At 58.9% G+C, this 15413-nt stretch carries 16 protein-coding genes, 1 tRNA gene and 1 riboswitch; of the genes, 9 read left to right on the top strand and 8 right to left on the bottom strand.

Translation table 11 applies throughout. The features are described from left to right. Positions 1 to 56 precede the first annotated feature (56 nt). The 5 genes from BN1241_RS03260 to BN1241_RS03240 all read left to right on the top strand — a co-directional run bounded on the left by BN1241_RS03260 (position 57) and on the right by BN1241_RS03240 (position 4397). Positions 57 to 1256 carry a heme/hemin ABC transporter substrate-binding protein gene (locus BN1241_RS03260; protein ID WP_054952265.1) on the top strand — a complete coding sequence of 400 codons (1200 nt, stop codon included), beginning with the start codon at positions 57 to 59 and terminating at the stop codon, positions 1254 to 1256. After that, entirely contained in the window at positions 1256 to 2356 is a 1101-nt protein-coding gene (locus BN1241_RS03255; RefSeq protein WP_054952264.1) for a FecCD family ABC transporter permease, read from the top strand. Before BN1241_RS03260 ends, BN1241_RS03255 begins: the two co-directional genes overlap by 1 nt. Beyond that, the gene (locus BN1241_RS03250; RefSeq protein WP_082418182.1) at positions 2353 to 3141 is read left to right on the top strand and encodes a heme ABC transporter ATP-binding protein; all 789 of its coding nucleotides are present in this window, start codon (positions 2353 to 2355) and stop codon (positions 3139 to 3141) included. The genes BN1241_RS03255 and BN1241_RS03250 overlap by 4 nt, the downstream gene beginning before the upstream one ends. Before the next feature lie 118 nt (positions 3142 to 3259). Next, complete coding sequence (locus BN1241_RS03245; protein ID WP_054952262.1) at positions 3260 to 3754, top strand: RNA polymerase sigma factor; 495 nt, start codon at positions 3260 to 3262, stop codon at positions 3752 to 3754. Beyond that, the gene (locus BN1241_RS03240) at positions 3741 to 4397 is read left to right on the top strand and encodes a methylated-DNA--[protein]-cysteine S-methyltransferase (RefSeq protein ID WP_054952261.1); all 657 of its coding nucleotides are present in this window, start codon (positions 3741 to 3743) and stop codon (positions 4395 to 4397) included. Before BN1241_RS03245 ends, BN1241_RS03240 begins: the two co-directional genes overlap by 14 nt. A gap of 100 nt (positions 4398 to 4497) precedes the next feature. Here the strand turns inward: BN1241_RS03240 and BN1241_RS03235 are convergent, their stop codons facing one another. Beyond that, positions 4498 to 5088, bottom strand: coding sequence for a Crp/Fnr family transcriptional regulator (locus BN1241_RS03235; RefSeq protein WP_230198246.1), 591 nt, complete (start codon positions 5086 to 5088; stop codon positions 4498 to 4500). A 258-nt stretch (positions 5089 to 5346) separates the two neighbouring features. On the opposite strand from BN1241_RS03235, the gene BN1241_RS03230 reads away from it, so the two are divergent. The 3 genes from BN1241_RS03230 (at position 5347) to BN1241_RS03220 (ending at position 9008) form a co-directional block, all read left to right on the top strand. Beyond that, complete coding sequence (locus BN1241_RS03230; RefSeq protein ID WP_054952259.1) at positions 5347 to 5580, top strand: heavy-metal-associated domain-containing protein; 234 nt, start codon at positions 5347 to 5349, stop codon at positions 5578 to 5580. Between the two features lie 87 nt (positions 5581 to 5667). Then, positions 5668 to 7689, top strand: coding sequence for a heavy metal translocating P-type ATPase (locus tag BN1241_RS03225; protein ID WP_222704385.1), 2022 nt, complete (start codon positions 5668 to 5670; stop codon positions 7687 to 7689). A gap of 278 nt (positions 7690 to 7967) precedes the next feature. After that, positions 7968 to 9008 (top strand): serine hydrolase domain-containing protein, encoded by a 1041-nt coding sequence (locus BN1241_RS03220; protein ID WP_054952258.1) that lies wholly within the window; start codon positions 7968 to 7970, stop codon positions 9006 to 9008. Positions 9009 to 9136: 128 nt separating this feature from the next. Here the strand turns inward: BN1241_RS03220 and BN1241_RS03215 are convergent. From BN1241_RS03215 to BN1241_RS03190, 6 genes are all read right to left on the bottom strand, one after another. Then, positions 9137 to 9209, bottom strand: a tRNA-Ala gene (locus BN1241_RS03215). A gap of 72 nt (positions 9210 to 9281) precedes the next feature. Beyond that, positions 9282 to 9893 carry a histidine phosphatase family protein gene (locus tag BN1241_RS03210; RefSeq protein WP_082418180.1) on the bottom strand — a complete coding sequence of 204 codons (612 nt, stop codon included), beginning with the start codon at positions 9891 to 9893 and terminating at the stop codon, positions 9282 to 9284. Then, on the bottom strand, positions 9890 to 10264 hold the full coding sequence (gene rsfS, locus BN1241_RS03205; protein WP_054952257.1) for a ribosome silencing factor: 375 nt from the start codon (positions 10262 to 10264) through the stop codon (positions 9890 to 9892). The genes BN1241_RS03210 and rsfS overlap by 4 nt, the downstream gene beginning before the upstream one ends. Then, positions 10261 to 11139 carry a hypothetical protein gene (locus tag BN1241_RS03200; protein WP_054952256.1) on the bottom strand — a complete coding sequence of 293 codons (879 nt, stop codon included), beginning with the start codon at positions 11137 to 11139 and terminating at the stop codon, positions 10261 to 10263. The genes rsfS and BN1241_RS03200 overlap by 4 nt, the downstream gene beginning before the upstream one ends. A gap of 60 nt (positions 11140 to 11199) precedes the next feature. After that, positions 11200 to 11889: a nicotinate-nucleotide adenylyltransferase gene (gene nadD, locus BN1241_RS03195; protein ID WP_077138252.1), complete on the bottom strand. Its 690-nt coding sequence runs from the start codon at positions 11887 to 11889 to the stop codon at positions 11200 to 11202. Continuing rightward, the gene (locus BN1241_RS03190) at positions 11879 to 13150 is read right to left on the bottom strand and encodes a glutamate-5-semialdehyde dehydrogenase (protein WP_054952255.1); all 1272 of its coding nucleotides are present in this window, start codon (positions 13148 to 13150) and stop codon (positions 11879 to 11881) included. Before BN1241_RS03190 ends, nadD begins: the two co-directional genes overlap by 11 nt. A 93-nt stretch (positions 13151 to 13243) precedes the next feature. Between BN1241_RS03190 and trxA the strand changes: the two genes are divergently transcribed. Next, positions 13244 to 13615, top strand: coding sequence for a thioredoxin (gene trxA, locus BN1241_RS03185; protein ID WP_054952254.1), 372 nt, complete (start codon positions 13244 to 13246; stop codon positions 13613 to 13615). Positions 13616 to 13931: 316 nt separating this feature from the next. Here trxA and BN1241_RS03180 read toward each other — a convergent pair whose 3' ends face one another. After that, complete coding sequence (locus BN1241_RS03180) at positions 13932 to 14837, bottom strand: LLM class oxidoreductase (protein WP_187117592.1); 906 nt, start codon at positions 14835 to 14837, stop codon at positions 13932 to 13934. 241 nt (positions 14838 to 15078) lie between these two features. After that, positions 15079 to 15181, bottom strand: a riboswitch (SAM riboswitch). Positions 15182 to 15413 lie beyond the last annotated feature (232 nt).

The raw sequence follows: 15413 nt of genomic DNA, 5'->3' as shown, positions 1-15413 counted from the left end.
GGGGAAGCAGGCATTCGGGTCTGCTTCCCCGCGGAGCCACTGAAAGGATCACGCGCATGAGACGGTCCACGACCGCCCTGACCGGACTGGTCACAGCACTAATGGTGCTCACCGCTTGCTCATCCCCCACCGATTCTGAACCCGCTTCCTCTTCCGAATCGACCACGTCAGCACTGGTTGACGGCAGCTCCACCGATTCCGAGCAGTCTTCAGACTCTGGCTCAAATGACCCAGGCGCAGACTCGGAAGAATCCACCGACGTGGAATCCGGGCCGGACGAGGCGGATGTCGCGGGCGTGAATGCTCTGGAACTCATGGGACCGTCCGAAACGGAGACGGTGGCGGACATGGAGCCGATGTTTGACGGGCGGGAGCCGCAACTTCCCGCGACCGTCACCGACTCCCGCGGTGTTGAGGTGACGATCGAAAGCGCGGACCGGATCCTCAGCCTCGACCTGTACGGCACCCTGACAGACACACTCATTGGATTGGGCATGCAGGACCGGCTCGTGGGCCGCGCCAATTCCGATACGCAGGAGGTCTTGGCGGACCTGCCAGTCGTCACCCAGTCGGGTCACGACCTCAACATCGAAGCCGTCCTCAACCTTGATCCTGACCTCGTCATCACCAACACGACAATCGGGACAGAACGTCTCTATTCTCAGCTCGAAGCCGCCGGCATCACCGTTGTCTACTTCGAGCAGATCCCCAGCATCGACAACATCGCCACCGAAATCACGATGGTTGGTGACGCGCTTGGACTAACCGATGAGGCAACCGAACTGGCGGATGCGACGATGGACCGCATGGACGAGGTGCGCGCCGAGATTGACCAGTTGAAGGAAGCAACACCACGAGCGCCGCGGGGTGCCGTCCTCTACGTGCGTGGCACGGCCGGGGTTTTCTTCATCCTCGGAGCAGACTATGGTGCGGCCGATGTTCTGGAGATCCTCGGTCTTGACGACGTTGCCCTCAACAGCGGCATCACCGATCTGCGCCCCGCGAACGCCGAATCCCTTATCTCCCTCGATCCGGAAATCATTTTGGCGATGAAGGACGGGATCGACTCAACCGGTGGTGTCGTCGGACTGCTCGGTCGCCCGGGCATGGCAGCCACCACCGCGGGAAGCAATGGGCGCGTGATCGTGGCAGCCGACACCCAGCTCCTGTCCTATGGTCCGCGAACTCCCGACAACCTTCTCGCACTCGCTCACGCAATCTACACCGACCCGGACGCGGGCGAGACAGACGAGTGATGTCGGCCCTGCCCACACCCCTCACTCGCACCACCTCACCTGCTCACCCCACGCGGGTGCACCCCGGTAGGCGAGGCAGAATCACCCTCGTCACGATCCTCCTTGTTATTGCGGTCGTGGCCGTGACCGTGCTGTCCGCCTGGGCGGGACAGTTCGATGCGTCCTTTGGGCAGGTCATTGAGTCCATTGGCCGCGTTGTTTTCCAGGGTGCGGATCCGCTCGATAATCGAATCGATGCGGCACTGTGGACGGTGCGTTTCCCCCGTGTGACACTGGCACTCCTCGTTGGTGCAGCACTTGCCGTCAGCGGCGCTGTCATGCAGGGCGTGTTCGCCAACCCCCTGGCAGAACCCAGCATTATCGGTGTCAGTTCGGGTGCCTCCGTGGGCGCCACAGTTGCGATAGTTTTTGGTCTGACGACCGTGACCCCGTGGGCACTGCCGGCAACTGCATTCATCGGGGCCCTCGTTGCAACGGTCACCGTGTGGGCGTTTGCGCGGTCCGGGGGTAAGGCCGCGGTCCTCACCCTGGTGCTCACCGGCATCGCCATCAACGCCATGGCCACGGCCGGCACGTCTTTCTTTATCTTCCTTGGCGACACGTCATCGCGCGAGCAGGTGATCTTCTGGCAGATGGGAACCCTGGCTGACGCAACCTGGCAGTCTGTCGGTGTCACCGCTCTTGTCGCCGCAGCAGGTTTCGCCGGCTGCATGATGATCCGCAATCAACTCGATGTGCTCGCACTCGGTGACCCGTCGGCCTCCTCATCGGGCGTGAACGTTGAGCGGCTTCGCCTCATCGCGATCGGCCTCGTCTGCCTCCTGACGGGCGTTGCTGTTGCCTTTGCGGGGGTGATTGCCTTCGTGGGTCTCATCGTGCCCCACGCACTCCGCATCGTGCTCGGCCCCTCCCACAGGGCTCTTGTGCCGCTCTCTGCACTCGGCGGTGCGTTCCTGCTGAGCTTGGCAGATATCGCTGCCCGCACCGTCATTCCCTACGCCGACATGCCGATCGGTATTTTCACTGCAATCGTTGGTGGCCCACTGTTCCTCGTCCTCTTGCGGAGGACGATGCGGGGGCAGGGCATGAAGGTGGCATGATGCTAGAAATCCACGAAGCAAGTGTCGTCTATGACGGCCACGCCGTTCTCGACCGTGCATCGCTTTCCTTTACCCCGGGGAAGGTCACCGCGATCATCGGTCCTAACGGTGCCGGCAAATCCACTCTTCTCAACGTCGGTGCCGGGCATCTTCAGCCCTCCTCAGGTTCGGTTACCCTGGACGGTCGCGACATCAAGAGCTTCACCACAAAGGAAGCGGCACGCAGGCGGGCTGTCATGCCGCAGGATGTGACGGTAGCCTTTCCCTTCACGGTGCGGGAAGTTGTTGCCATGGGCCGCACCCCGTGGGACACCCCAACAACCGATAATGACGAGATCGTCGATGCTGCTTTGGATCTGACGGATCTGGATCCCTTCACCGACCGCGAGATGACGACCCTGTCGGGTGGCGAACGACAGCGCGTTGCCCTGGCCCGAATTATTGTCCAGGCCGCCCCGATCGGCCCCCAATCGATCCTGCTACTCGATGAACCAACCGCGGCCATGGATATCGGCCATGCCGAAGAGACCCTGTCCTTGACAAGAAGGCTCGCCTCCCAGGGAGCTACGGTAGGAGTTGTCATCCACGATATTGATGCCGCGCTCTCTTACGCCGACCAGGTCGTCCTCATGTCGCACGGCAAGATCGACATCGTTGGACCGGCCGCTGAAGTATGCACAGCTGAAGCGCTCACCCGCGTCTATAACACTCCCATCGATGTCATTTCCGTGGGAGGCAGCATGCGAGTGCTCCCCAAGCGTCCTGCAATAGGTTTTTCTCACTAGAAATTCTTGACACTGACGCTGACGTGCCAATTTCCTTAGCGAGCACAGCACGTTAGCAAGGTCAATAAAACTTAGATCTCACGTTTCGATTGTCTGATGCGTCTACTCTGTGATGAGGATGAAACAACCATTTGATCGAGCAGTGAAGCAGCACGGGGTGACCGTGTTGCGGGTCTGTCGCGCCGTGCTCGGTCCGGGTGCAGATGCGGATGATGCGTGGTCAGAAACGTTTCTGTCCGCACTTAAAGCCTGGGATCAGATGGACGATGACACGAACGTTGAGGCGTGGCTCGTACGCGTCGCGCACCGTAAGGCCATCGACATCACCCGCATGCGAGCACGCCAGGCCCAACCCGCTCAACATCTCCCCGAGCAGGCATCACCCTACGGTAATCCGGGTATGGCTGATGAGGGGGTGTGGGACGAGGTCGCCAAGCTGCCGGAGCGGCAACGCCTCGCCATCGCCTACCACTATCTGGGCGGCCTCCGTCATACAGAAGCCATCGAGCTCCTGGGGAGCACACCCGAGGCAGTACGCAGGGCAGCAGCCGATGGGATGAAAACATTGAGACTGATCTTTAGATCGGAAGGACTGTCCCATGACGAACCGTGAGAAAACCGTGCCGCAAGCAGGTAACGAAATCAATGAAGGGGCAGACGTCGAGCATCTGTTTACCGTTGGGGAGGAGGAGGTTTTTTCGCTCAGTTCCCGCCTCACGAAGCAGGCAGAGGCTGAAGGGCTCCTCGGCATTGCGTACCGGACTATCGATAGTCCAATCGGGAAACTTCTCGTTGCCTCAACGAATCAAGGTCTGGTGCGAGTGGCTTTTGAACGGGAAGACTTCGATAAGGTACTCGATTCCCTAGCGAAAAAGGTGAGCCCAAAACTGCTGGAGTCTCCCGCTTCTCTCGATCCGATTGCCGTCGAGTTCGATGAGTACTTCGCGGGGACCCGGCGCTCATTTGATATTCGTGTGGACTACACGCTGTCGGCGGGCTTCCGCCAGGTGGTCCAACGCCACCTGCCCAAGATCGGGTATGGAGATACGCAAACGTATAAGCAGGTTGCTGAACTCTTGGGTAATCCGAAGGCAGTTCGCGCAGTTGGAACCGCGTGCGCAACCAATCCCCTCCCGATCGTCATTCCCTGTCACAGGGTGTTGCGGACCGATGGTGGGTTGGGCGGCTACCTGGGGGGCCTGAAGGCCAAGACAACCCTTCTCGATCTCGAGTACGCAGTCCTTCACAGCAAATAGATTGGCTCTACCCTGAACCTGATAGCGGAGCGAAACTGTTCCCGGGCCTAAATTGTTCACAACCCATACTGACGTGGGAACAGGTTTCTCTTTCGTTTCTTTAGTTGGGTGTAGCGATTTCTTCGAGCGCCTCGAAGTCGAGGATGGTGATGCCTCTCCGACCTTTGGACTCGATAATTCCGTCAGCCGCAAACTTTGTCAGTCGCCTGCTGAGGGTCTCCGGGGAGGTGCCGAGGTAGGCGGCGATGTCCTGCTTGGCCATGGGCAACTGCAGAGTGAAGTTATTGCCCTCCATCTTGCCCGGCTGGTCAAGCAGATAGGCAGCAACACGTGCGGTGACATCGTTCGACGTGATTGTGGCAAGGAGGCGTTCAACGGACGCAAGCCTGTCGGACAGGGTGCGGAGCATGCGGGCACTAATGTCGGGATAGGTGCGAAGAAGTGCCGAGAGGTTGGAGTGGTCGAAGACGCACATCTGACTGTCCTCGAGTGCGACAACCAAGTCGGTCGGAGTGTGGCCGGTGAGAAAGGCTCTCTCCCCCACAACCTCACCCTCGGACACCGTGCGAAGGATTTGTTCCTGACCGTTGGCTGATGTGTGGCTAACTTTCAATTGTCCGGTGTGCATGACATAAAGGCGGGATTCGGACTGGCCCGGGGCACTGACGATATCTCCCTTGCTGACCGACATTGGCCGAACAAATTCAGCAACTTCTAGCTGCTCGTCGCGCGTGAGTCCCTGAAAAATAGGTACTCGAGCAATGCACAACTCATCTTCAAGCATGGGTTGAGTTTACCCCAAGGCCCAGTAATGCCAATATTTTCGCCACTTTTGGGTATCTTTCCAAGGACAAAACCCAAACTTGACCTGGGTCAAGGTACTAGTTTGCCCAAATTCCTAATCTAAGAGTGTCAGTTAAGGATTACTCCTGAAGAAAGGGAAAACACCATGTCGACTTCCACCACCACGAACACGATCCTGCGGGCCGAAGGCTTCTCCTGCCCCTCCTGTGTCACCAAGATCGAGAAGCAGGTTGGACGAGTGAAGGGCGTCGAGGACGTCACCGTCCACTTCGCCTCCTCCCGCATTGAAGTCAACCACGATGCAGACCAGGCAACGGTTCAGGACCTGGTCGACGCTGTCGCAAAGGCCGGATATTCGGCCTCCCCGTCAGCTTTCTAAACCACCAGCGTCACTGGACGCATCCACATTAATCATTAATGGGGTGCCGCAGGGTCGGCACCCCACCGAGAAAGGTCGTGCCCGGAATTGAACGGGATTAACAACAATGTCAGTACGCTACGGGCGTGGGCTTCCGGAAACTGGTTTATTCCCACTTTGTCCGGTGTACTGATCCTCATTTCTTTTGCTCTTGAGAAGTTGGGCGGCGGTTCAGCAAATCCCACGATTGGTCCCCAGTGGTGGCTCGATGCTGGTGCGCACGCAACGCATGCCCAGGGCGTCTTTACGCTCGCAGATGTCTTCATGATCGCGGCCGCGGTCGTCGCTGGCTACCAGATTGTCATCAAGGCCTTCCGTGCCCTGTCCGTCAAGATTATCGGCATCGACCTGCTCGTCTCTGTTGCGGCCATCGGTGCCCTCATCATCGGTAACTTCTGGGAGTCCGCGGCCGTAACCTTCCTATTCGCGATCGGTCACGCCCTTGAGGTAGCAACCCTCAATAAGACACGTTCCGCACTCTCAGAGCTCGTGGCAGTCGCTCCCGACTGGGCAACCGTGATCCGCGATGGCCAGCAGCAGGACATCCCCGCCGGTCAGGTGCAGATGGGCGAGATTGTCCTCGTCAAGAACGGCGCAAAGGTTCCGGTCGATGGTGAGGTCGTCTCGGGAACCGCCGCAATCGATCAGGCCACCATTACCGGTGAATCCATCCCTGTCGAGAAGGCGGTTGGCGACCAGGTGTTCGCCGGAACGGTCTCACGCGGCGGCTTCCTGCAGGTCGAGGCCACGGGCGTTGGCAGGGACACGACCCTCGCCCGCATCATCCACCGCGTGGAGGAAGCACAGGATGCGAAGGCCCGCACACAGGCATTCATGGACCGCTTCTCCCGCTGGTACACCCCCGCGGTCATGGTCCTCGCTCTCGCAACCGGTCTCATCACCGGTAACGTGGTCCTCGCTCTCACCCTCCTCGTGATTGGTTGCCCCGGTGCACTCGTCATCTCCATCCCGGTCGCCATCGTGGCTGGAATCGGACGCGCAGCCCGCAACGGCATCCTCATCAAGGGCGGCGAATACCTCGAAACCTCGGCCAAGATCTCGGCAGTTGCTCTCGACAAGACCGGCACCCTGACCGAAGGTCAGCCCGTCCTCACCGACATCGTCACTCTCGATAGTGACATGAACAAGACTGAGGTCTTGCGGTGGGCTGCGATGGCCGAGGCTGGCTCAGAACACCCGCTCGCCCGCCCCATCCTTGATTCCGCTCGTGAAGCGGGAGTCTCCCCGGATGGCATTCCGGGAACCGTCACCCCCGTGCCGGGCAAGGGCATCATCACCGACATCGATGGCCAGAACGTCCTCATCGGCAACTCCGCACTGCTCGAACAGTACGAGGTGATGAACGATGGGGGTGCTGGAAAGATTGCGACGACTCTCGCCTTCGAAGGCAAGACACCCATGATCATCGCGATCGACGACCGCGTCATCGGAGTCATTGCAGTCGCGGACCAGATTCGTGAAGACGCACCCGAGATGATTGCACGCCTGCACAGGGCCGGCGTCAAGAAGGTAGTCATGCTGACGGGTGACACCCAGCTTGTTGCCGAATCAGTCGGCAAGGCAACAGGAATCGACGAGATTCACGCCTCCCTCCTGCCGGAGGACAAGCTTGATGTTGTGCAGAAGCTGCAGGCCGAGGGACACACGATCGCAATGGTCGGTGACGGCGTCAACGACGCCCCGGCACTCGCCACCGCCGATATCGGTGTCGCCATGGGAGCCGCAGGATCAGCCGTAGCAGTCGAAACTGCAGACATCGCACTCATGGGTGATGATCTGCTCAAACTGCCCGAGTCGATTGGCCTCGCAAAGCGCACCGTGTCGATCATGCGCCAGAACATCGCCATCGCCCTCATCACCGTCGCCCTCCTCCTTGCTGGAGTGTTCGCGGGTGGCGTGACCATGTCGGTCGGGATGCTCGTCCACGAAGCGTCCGTGCTCGTCGTCATCATCAACGCCATGCGACTACTCCGAAACACCAACGGAGCAACCGCAGCACCGAAGGCGACCGCACAGACCAAAAAGACAGTCGAGCAGGTTAACGCCTGACAAGCATTCACGACAATCTGAATAGATTGATGGCCCGGAGTTCACCTCCGGGCTATCTCTCATGCTCTAACTCAATTCCTCTTCTCAGGCACTCGCTCCCAGGTCTCACATCGCTTCGTTTCATCCCACTTTTCTTTTCCCGAAGCCGACTTACTGCCAGTACGTAGCTAAGGTGCCTTGAGGACCTCGCTTAACACGGAGGTGAGGAACGGTGTGGGGCAATGCGCGGGAGCCCATTGACCGGTAGATTTTTCTACAGGTTCGTGAAAGGACTTGCCATGCCTCGATCCCAAGCCACCGTTAGCGATTCACTTCACCGCCACTTCACACGAGAATCGCAGCGCCGAGCAAAGAAGAACCTACCTGAACCACAAGTTCTCGTCTCGACACCGCAATTCAGCTTCCGATTCGGGGACCGGGATCTGCCATTCCACGCCGCCTCGGTCGGTAAGCTAGCGACGGCTGTATTGGTCATGCAGGAGGTGGAGGCGGGCCGGCTCTCACTTTCCACGGAGTCGCGAACGCTCGTACCGAAGGAATACAACGGTCTCTTTGCCACTCCCGATGTGACCATCGAGCACCTGCTGTCGCACACCTCGGGAATATCGGACTACTTTGAAGGCCAAGTATTGTCCGGGCCTTCCTTCATCGACCAGTTCCTCGGCGACACGAACAAGTTTTGGAAGCCTTCCGACCTACTCTCCTTCACCCGGGACAATCAGCGCCCGATTGGTCAACCGGGTGAAAAGTTCTCCTATTCCGATACGGGATATGTTCTTCTTGGCCGGATCCTTGAAGAGCATACGGGTGAAGACTTTACGAGACTCCTACACGGCAGGATCTTTGATAGGTGTGGGATGAAGGATAGCGTCCTGTGGCTGCGGGAGAACGGACCTGACCAGATCGCTCCGGCCTGGATCAACGGAGTCGAGGTCAGCACGTTCACTTCCCTTTCCTGCGACTGGGCAGGTGGTGGAATCGTCACCACCCTAGACGACCTCCACCGATTCATTACCGCCTGCTCGGACGGAACCCTTCTTCAACAAGAAACGTGGAAAACCATGGCCACACCGCAACATCGCTTCCGTTCAGGAATCAAATACGGCCTGGGAACCATGCAGGTGCAATTTGAAGGATTCATGCCGCTCCTACGCGGCCTCCCCCGGCCCACCGGTCACATTGGGGTCACTGCCGTCCACACGTTTATCAACCCGAAGGACGGTACGACAATCGTCATGAACTTCCATGACTCCCGCGCCATGTCTGCCAGCTTCCGGTCCCACATCGAGATCCAGCGCAGTCTTGCTCGCCTCACATAGAGCCAAAAGGCAACCAGATCCCGTTGAACTTCCAGATCGGCCAGCGCAGGCACAGGCCCTGGTCAGAACCAGAGAAATGAAAAAGTCGGGGCCAAGGCTTCTTACCTTTGTCCCGACTTATCGGATTGTGGAGCTAAGGGGATTCGAACCCCTGACCTCTTCCATGCCATGGAAGCGCGCTACCAACTGCGCCATAGCCCCGAGTGCTTACCCATTTTAGGCCGAAACACCTGTCAGATACCAAATCGGAAATGGGTGGTACCCAACACATCATCAATTGACGTTGTAGGAGTTGAGTCTCCAGATGGGTTCGCGGTTCTGTTGGCGGGACATGATTGCCCAGTGGCAGTTGTCCATTCCCCCAAGCGGTTGCTGTTCTGATGGGTTCACACCCAGCATCGTCATGATTGCGTTGGAGATCGCAGCGCCGTGGGAGACGAACACAACGGTTTCTCCCTCTTCATCGTGAAGCTTCTCGGTCCAATCCTGGACGGCATTGGCAACCCTGATGCCGCAGTCTTGTCGCGACTCCACGTCGCCACCGGGCTCTTTCCCGTCCCGCCAGAGCTGGAGCCGCTCAGCGGAGTGCACAGCGATCTCCTCGAGGTTCTGGCCTTCCCAGGCCCCGAAGGTACGTTCCTGGATCCGGGGGTCAACGATGATGTCGAGTCCGGTTTCCGCTGCCAGGGCCTGGGCTGTGTCGTAGGCTCGGGCGAGGTTGGAGGCAATGATGAAATCAGGTTTGAGTGCAGCGATCTTGGGGGCTGCGGCCTTCGCCTGTTCCCTACCAGTATCGTTCAGCGGGTAGTCGCTTGATCCCTGCAACCGGCGTTGCTTGTTGAGATCGGTTTGTCCGTGGCGCCAGAAGATCATTCTGGTGATCAATGGTTTTCCTCCAGGTCAGAGACGTCAATCGTTGGGCAGTCCGCCCACAGCCTATCCAATGCGTAGAAATCGCGTTCTTCATCGTGCTGGACGTGGACAATAACGTCCCCGTAGTCTGCGAGCACCCACCTAGCCTCGCCCTCGAATCCTTCACGACGTATCCGATCGACACCGACCTTTCCAAGGGCCTCGTCGATGGCATCCACGATGGCGCGGACCTGGCGGGGTGTTTCGCCCGATGCAATGACAAAAATGTCAGTGAACGGGAGTCGTTCCGACACATCAATGACGGTAACTGAGGTTGCGAGCTTATCGAAGGCCGCTTCAGCGGCGGCTCGCGCGTGGGTGACGGACATAGGAGTGGCGGTCACAATGCTCCAGGGTAGTAAGTCGACAGAAGTGCGGATGCTGATGAGCCCCCGCCAGAGAAGAGGAGGGATCCGAGCAGGATGCCAACACCGAAGCCAACAACAATGAGCACGAGGAAGAGCAGGATCGTCTTCCACTTGCTCGTGGGAGCATCCTCGTACTCGACGTCTTCCGTTCGCTCACGCTCAGATTCCTGGATGGGAGGCTGGGACTTGAGCTTGGCTCGCAGAGCACCGGCGAAGTCTTCATCATCATCGTGGTTCGACTCCCCGTCGTGATCGCTGTCGGACACATCTTGAGCCACATTGGGCTCCGAAGTATCCGAAACAGCGCGGTCGTGGAGCTCGGTCTGATCGGAGTCATCGCCGGAAGCATCAGTGTTCCCAGCAGCAAAGGCACCCGTTGCCGCTACCTCGTCTGCAGCTTCCTGATCTGCTCCTTGATCATTCGCATCGATATCACCGGTCGCGAAGTCTTCGGACTCAGCCGAGCTCGCACGTGGCGCCTGCTCCCCTAGGTCGCCGTCTGCTTCAGCGTCCTTGTCTTTCTCAACTGCGGAGAAACGATCGAAGACACTGGTCCGTTCGGGGATCTCAGCGCTTTCTTGCTCATCAGTTTTCTCGTAGCTACCAAGAGTGTCATGCTGCTGCGTTGAATCGTCCGTGAGGCTATCGAATCCGCGCGTATCATCGGCATCATCGCCTTCGACTGCGCGGCCTTCATCAAGTGCGGTTCCCGCGCTGGTTGCAGACTGCGCATCGGGAGACTGTTCAGCATCCGGGGCACTGTCGGTGGGTTCGACCTCGCGATCGTCAGCCGGCTTTGGCTTCAGAAGCCCGGCCTGACGCATTTCGCGTCGCGACATGCGTTTGCTCATCGGTTCTCCTTTACTTGACTGGTGCCTAGTCTACCTGGCTCACTCCCTGATCGCCGGTCATCACGGCTGTGAAACTAGAGGAACACGTTTACTTGAGTACAGTGCGTACTTACGAATGTATTGGACCACCCCATCGGGCACGAGGTACCAGATGGGAATGCCGGAGGCTTCACGCAGACGAACATCGGTGGACGAGATCGCCATGGCCGGAACTTCAATGACCGTGACGTGCTCGAACGGCAGGCCACGGGTTTTCAACGTATGGCCCGGCCTGTTGACTCCGACAAAGTGGGCGAGCTCCCACAGATCACCGGAGTCTTTCCACTCAAGGATTTGGGGAAGTACATCGGCGCCCGTAATGAAGAAGAATTCATCATCGGGATAGAGCTTCCTAAGCTCCCGCAAGGTATCGATCGTGTACGTGAGTCCGGGGCGATCGATCTCGATTCGGGACACGGAGAAACGGGAATTGGACGCGGTTGCAATCACGGTCATGAGGTAGCGATGCTCGGCCGGCGAGATCTGCTGCCCCTGCTTGAAGGGCTGCTCCCCCGTAGGAACAAAGATCACCTCATCGAGACCAAACCGGTATTGCACCTCCGATGCGGCGACGAGGTGGCCATGGTGGATCGGGTCAAACGTGCCACCCATGATCCCGATCTTGCGGTGCGGACCCGGGTTCGGGTGGGGTGCCCGAATGGCCGACAGGTCGGTGACCGTAGAACGGTCGTGTCCGCCGTTACCGGACATGCCCCGAGCCCTCCACGATCCACGTCGTGGTCGTCAGCTCTGCAAGCCCCATCGGCCCACGAGCGTGAAGTTTCTGAGTGGAGATCCCAATCTCAGCACCGAGCCCGAGCTCCCCGCCATCAGTAAACCTTGTCGAGGCATTGACCATGACCGCAGCGGAATCGATGGCTGCAACAAATGAATTGGCATCCTTGACGGAATCGGTCACGATCGCGTCCGTGTGGCCGGAAGAATGGTTGGCGATGTGGGTGATGGCGGCGCCGATGGAGTCAACGACTCCGACTGCCATCTCCAGCGCCAAGTATTCAGCATCCCAGTCCTCATCCGTCACATCCACGAGTGACTCAGCATCCACGCCAGCCTCTTCGGCCAGTGCCCGCGCCTTGGCATCGACGTGGAGCAGCACTCCGGCCTCGGCCAGCGCACGGAGGATGGCGCCACCCTCACCGTATCCTTCGTGGAGCAGAAGCGTTTCTGCCGCATTGCACACGCCCGGGCGGTGGGTCTTGGAATTGATGACGATCGGGAGGGCCTTCGCCGGGTCAGCATCCGCGTTGACGAACACGTGACAGTTACCGACACCGGTTTCGATGACGGGAACAACGGATTCGTGAACAACGGACTGGATGAGCCCGGTTCCGCCACGCGGAATGAGGAGGTCGATGTATCCTCGGGCCCGCATGAGCTCTGTTGCTCCCTCACGGCCGTATTCGTCGACTGAGGCGATGGCATCCGCAGGGATCCCAACAGACTCGATGGCCTCCCTCATGAGCCCCACGAGAACAACGTTCGTCTCCTCAGCGGCACTACCTCCCCGAAGGAGTACGGCGTTGCCGGACTTGAGTGCGAGGCAAGCGGCGTCAACAGTGACATTAGGCCGTGCTTCATAGATCATGCCAACCACGCCCATGGGCACCCGCACGTTGCGGACAACGAGTCCGTTGGGCAGTGTCCTGCCAGCAACGACTTCTCCAACGGGATCGGCGAGGGCGATGAGTTGGCGGACGGCGTCACCAATACCGCGAATGCGTTCTTCGTTCAGGGTGAGACGATCCAGGAGCGCTTCGGTGAGCCCCGTGTCCCTCCCCCGTTCCAGATCTCGCGCGTTGGCTTCCACAATCGCTGGAATATTACTTTCCAGAGCGACCGCAATGGCGGCCAGCGCATCATTCTTCTGGGTGGTGGATGCAGCCCTCAACACCCCGGCTGCTGCGCGCCCCTTTGTCGCCAGCGCTCGTACTGCTTCACTCGTGTTGGTCATGGGAATAAGCGTATAGGGAATTAATTCCCTGTCCACCGTGTTACAGCCTATGTATCACCTTTTGAGGTCCCCGACTGTATAGGAAGTAGAAGAATGGCGACTATCGAAGTCACGAAGGAAAACTTCACCGAGACCGTGAAGGAAGGAACTGTGTTCCTTGATTTCTGGGCAGATTGGTGTGGTCCGTGCAAGCAGTTCGCGCCCACCTTCGAGAAGGCAGCGGAAGAGAACCCGAACGTGACCTTCGGAAAGATCGATACCGAGGATCAGCAGGAACTCGCCGCGAGCTTCCAGATCATGTCGATCCCGACCCTCATGGTCTTCCGTGACGGCATCAAGATCTTCGAGCAGGCCGGCGCTCTGCCGTCGTCCGCTCTCAACGATCTCATCGGCCAGGCCGAGAAGCTGGACATGGACGCGGTTCGCGCCCAGATCGCCGAACAGCAGGCAGCTGCCGAGAAGTAAGCAATATACGTTCACATACATAGCTGTGCGCATAGAGGTGGCGGGTACCGACAGGTGCCCGCCACCTTCCTTTCTTTTCACGCGCCCCCATTTTCTACAACTCAGTAGCTGCCACTTTCTTCAACTCTGCACCCCCCTTTCTTCGGCAGCACAGACCGGCACATGAGGGAAAAACCGAAGTATCGGGATGATCCGGTAAGCAGAGGCAGGAAGACCTGAGAAACCAAAGCCTTGGCTCACTACCAAGCGAAGACAGCAGTGTGCCCGGACGCGCGGTCCGGGCACACTGACAGGTCTCAAGAGTTGAGCTACGTGTTTACTGTTGCTGAGCTTCGACTGTGCGACGGGCGTTCAACAGCGGTAAAACTCCGCACACGGTGGAGGCAAGGTCGGTAGGGAGCGAGCCGGGAAGAATCGTGAAGGCATCTGCTGCACCGAGGGCGATCCACGACTCGATGTGATCGGCCACGTCGTGGACCGTTCCCAGGACGCGGGCCGAGCCTGCGGCGTAACGGTCGGCACCGATGGCGGAGATGAGGTTGGCCCTCTCCTCCGCATCCATCGCACACGCCGATACGATCATGAAGAGGTCGGCAACAACGGTCAGATCCCGCCCCTCTTCGAGCGCTGCGGAGCGCAGTGAGTAACGGATTTCGCGGGCCGTGTGCGGATCCGGCTCGCGCAGGCGCACCGTGTCAACGACGGCACCGAGCTTGCTGAGATCGATCTGCTGCGCCGTATCGCCGGTCAAGGCCACGACGACCCGAGTGCCGGCTTCTTTCGCACGGGCAACCAGATCGAGGGCGGAATCGAGATCCTGCTTGTTCAGGTGGATTTCAAGACCAACATCGGAATCCTTCACCGCCTCAAGGGCAGTTTCACCAACGGCGTCGCCCGTAACGGATGCGTAGATGGGGCCGGTGATGCGGGAAGTCAGTTTGAGGGCTGCTCGGACGGCGTCGAGCCTGCAGTCTCGCAAGTGCAGATCCGAACGGAGCAGGAATGAGGAGCCGAGACAAATACCGGCAAGGCCATCGGTCAGTGCGGCTGAGGCCATGGTCGAGAGCTTGCCCAGGTTGCAGGTCTCGACGGGGAAATCTTCATCGAAATCGCTGGAGGGGTCGAGCACCTCGGCACCGAGGGCAGACAGGTCAATCGACAGGGCGGGAACTTTGTAACGTGAGCGTTGCTGGGTATTGGCGGGCAGTTCGATGGTCATCATCAAATCCTTGGGATGGTATAGCTTTCGGCTCCTACCGGAGCTCATTGAAGGTGCGTAAGTGAACGCTGAGTGGGAAAAAACCCAGGCGGATCATGTTGGCCAGATCAGGCCATGGACTTATGCATGCACATGTACATTCGGCGAATTCGGGATGTACCCGTTACGCTGACGCTCTGCTCTGTCGTCCGATAAATATTCGAGAATGTCATGTTTTATTCCTTCGTGCTCTCCACCGCGAACGGCGCTTCGCTTGCCAATTGAGGCCTGGTCGTCACCCGGGGCACCCCTCGCACGTGAGGGGTTGTCGACCAGCTAGCCGGGGCTCTTCGCTGGTTCTCTGGACCACCGACAGAATAACACGATGAGCGGTCCAAATGTCAAGACTGCCTTGCCCAAAAAGTGAGATTGGCAGTTCTCATGGCAATACTCGGCCCGGGTTCACCAATTTCTAGCTACCGATCGGTAGCTTCCGGGGTGTCGTTAAGGCTCACCGGGCGCTGAGTTACCCAGCTATGCAGATCCCGACCCAGGCACACGGGACACAATCTGTTTTCGGTGATAGGGCAAGGAAAGGCC

This window comes from Flaviflexus massiliensis (assembly GCF_001375495.1).
Taxonomy (GTDB): Bacteria; Actinomycetota; Actinomycetes; order Actinomycetales; family Actinomycetaceae; genus Flaviflexus; species Flaviflexus massiliensis.
This window is presented reverse-complemented; position numbering and strand designations above follow the sequence as displayed.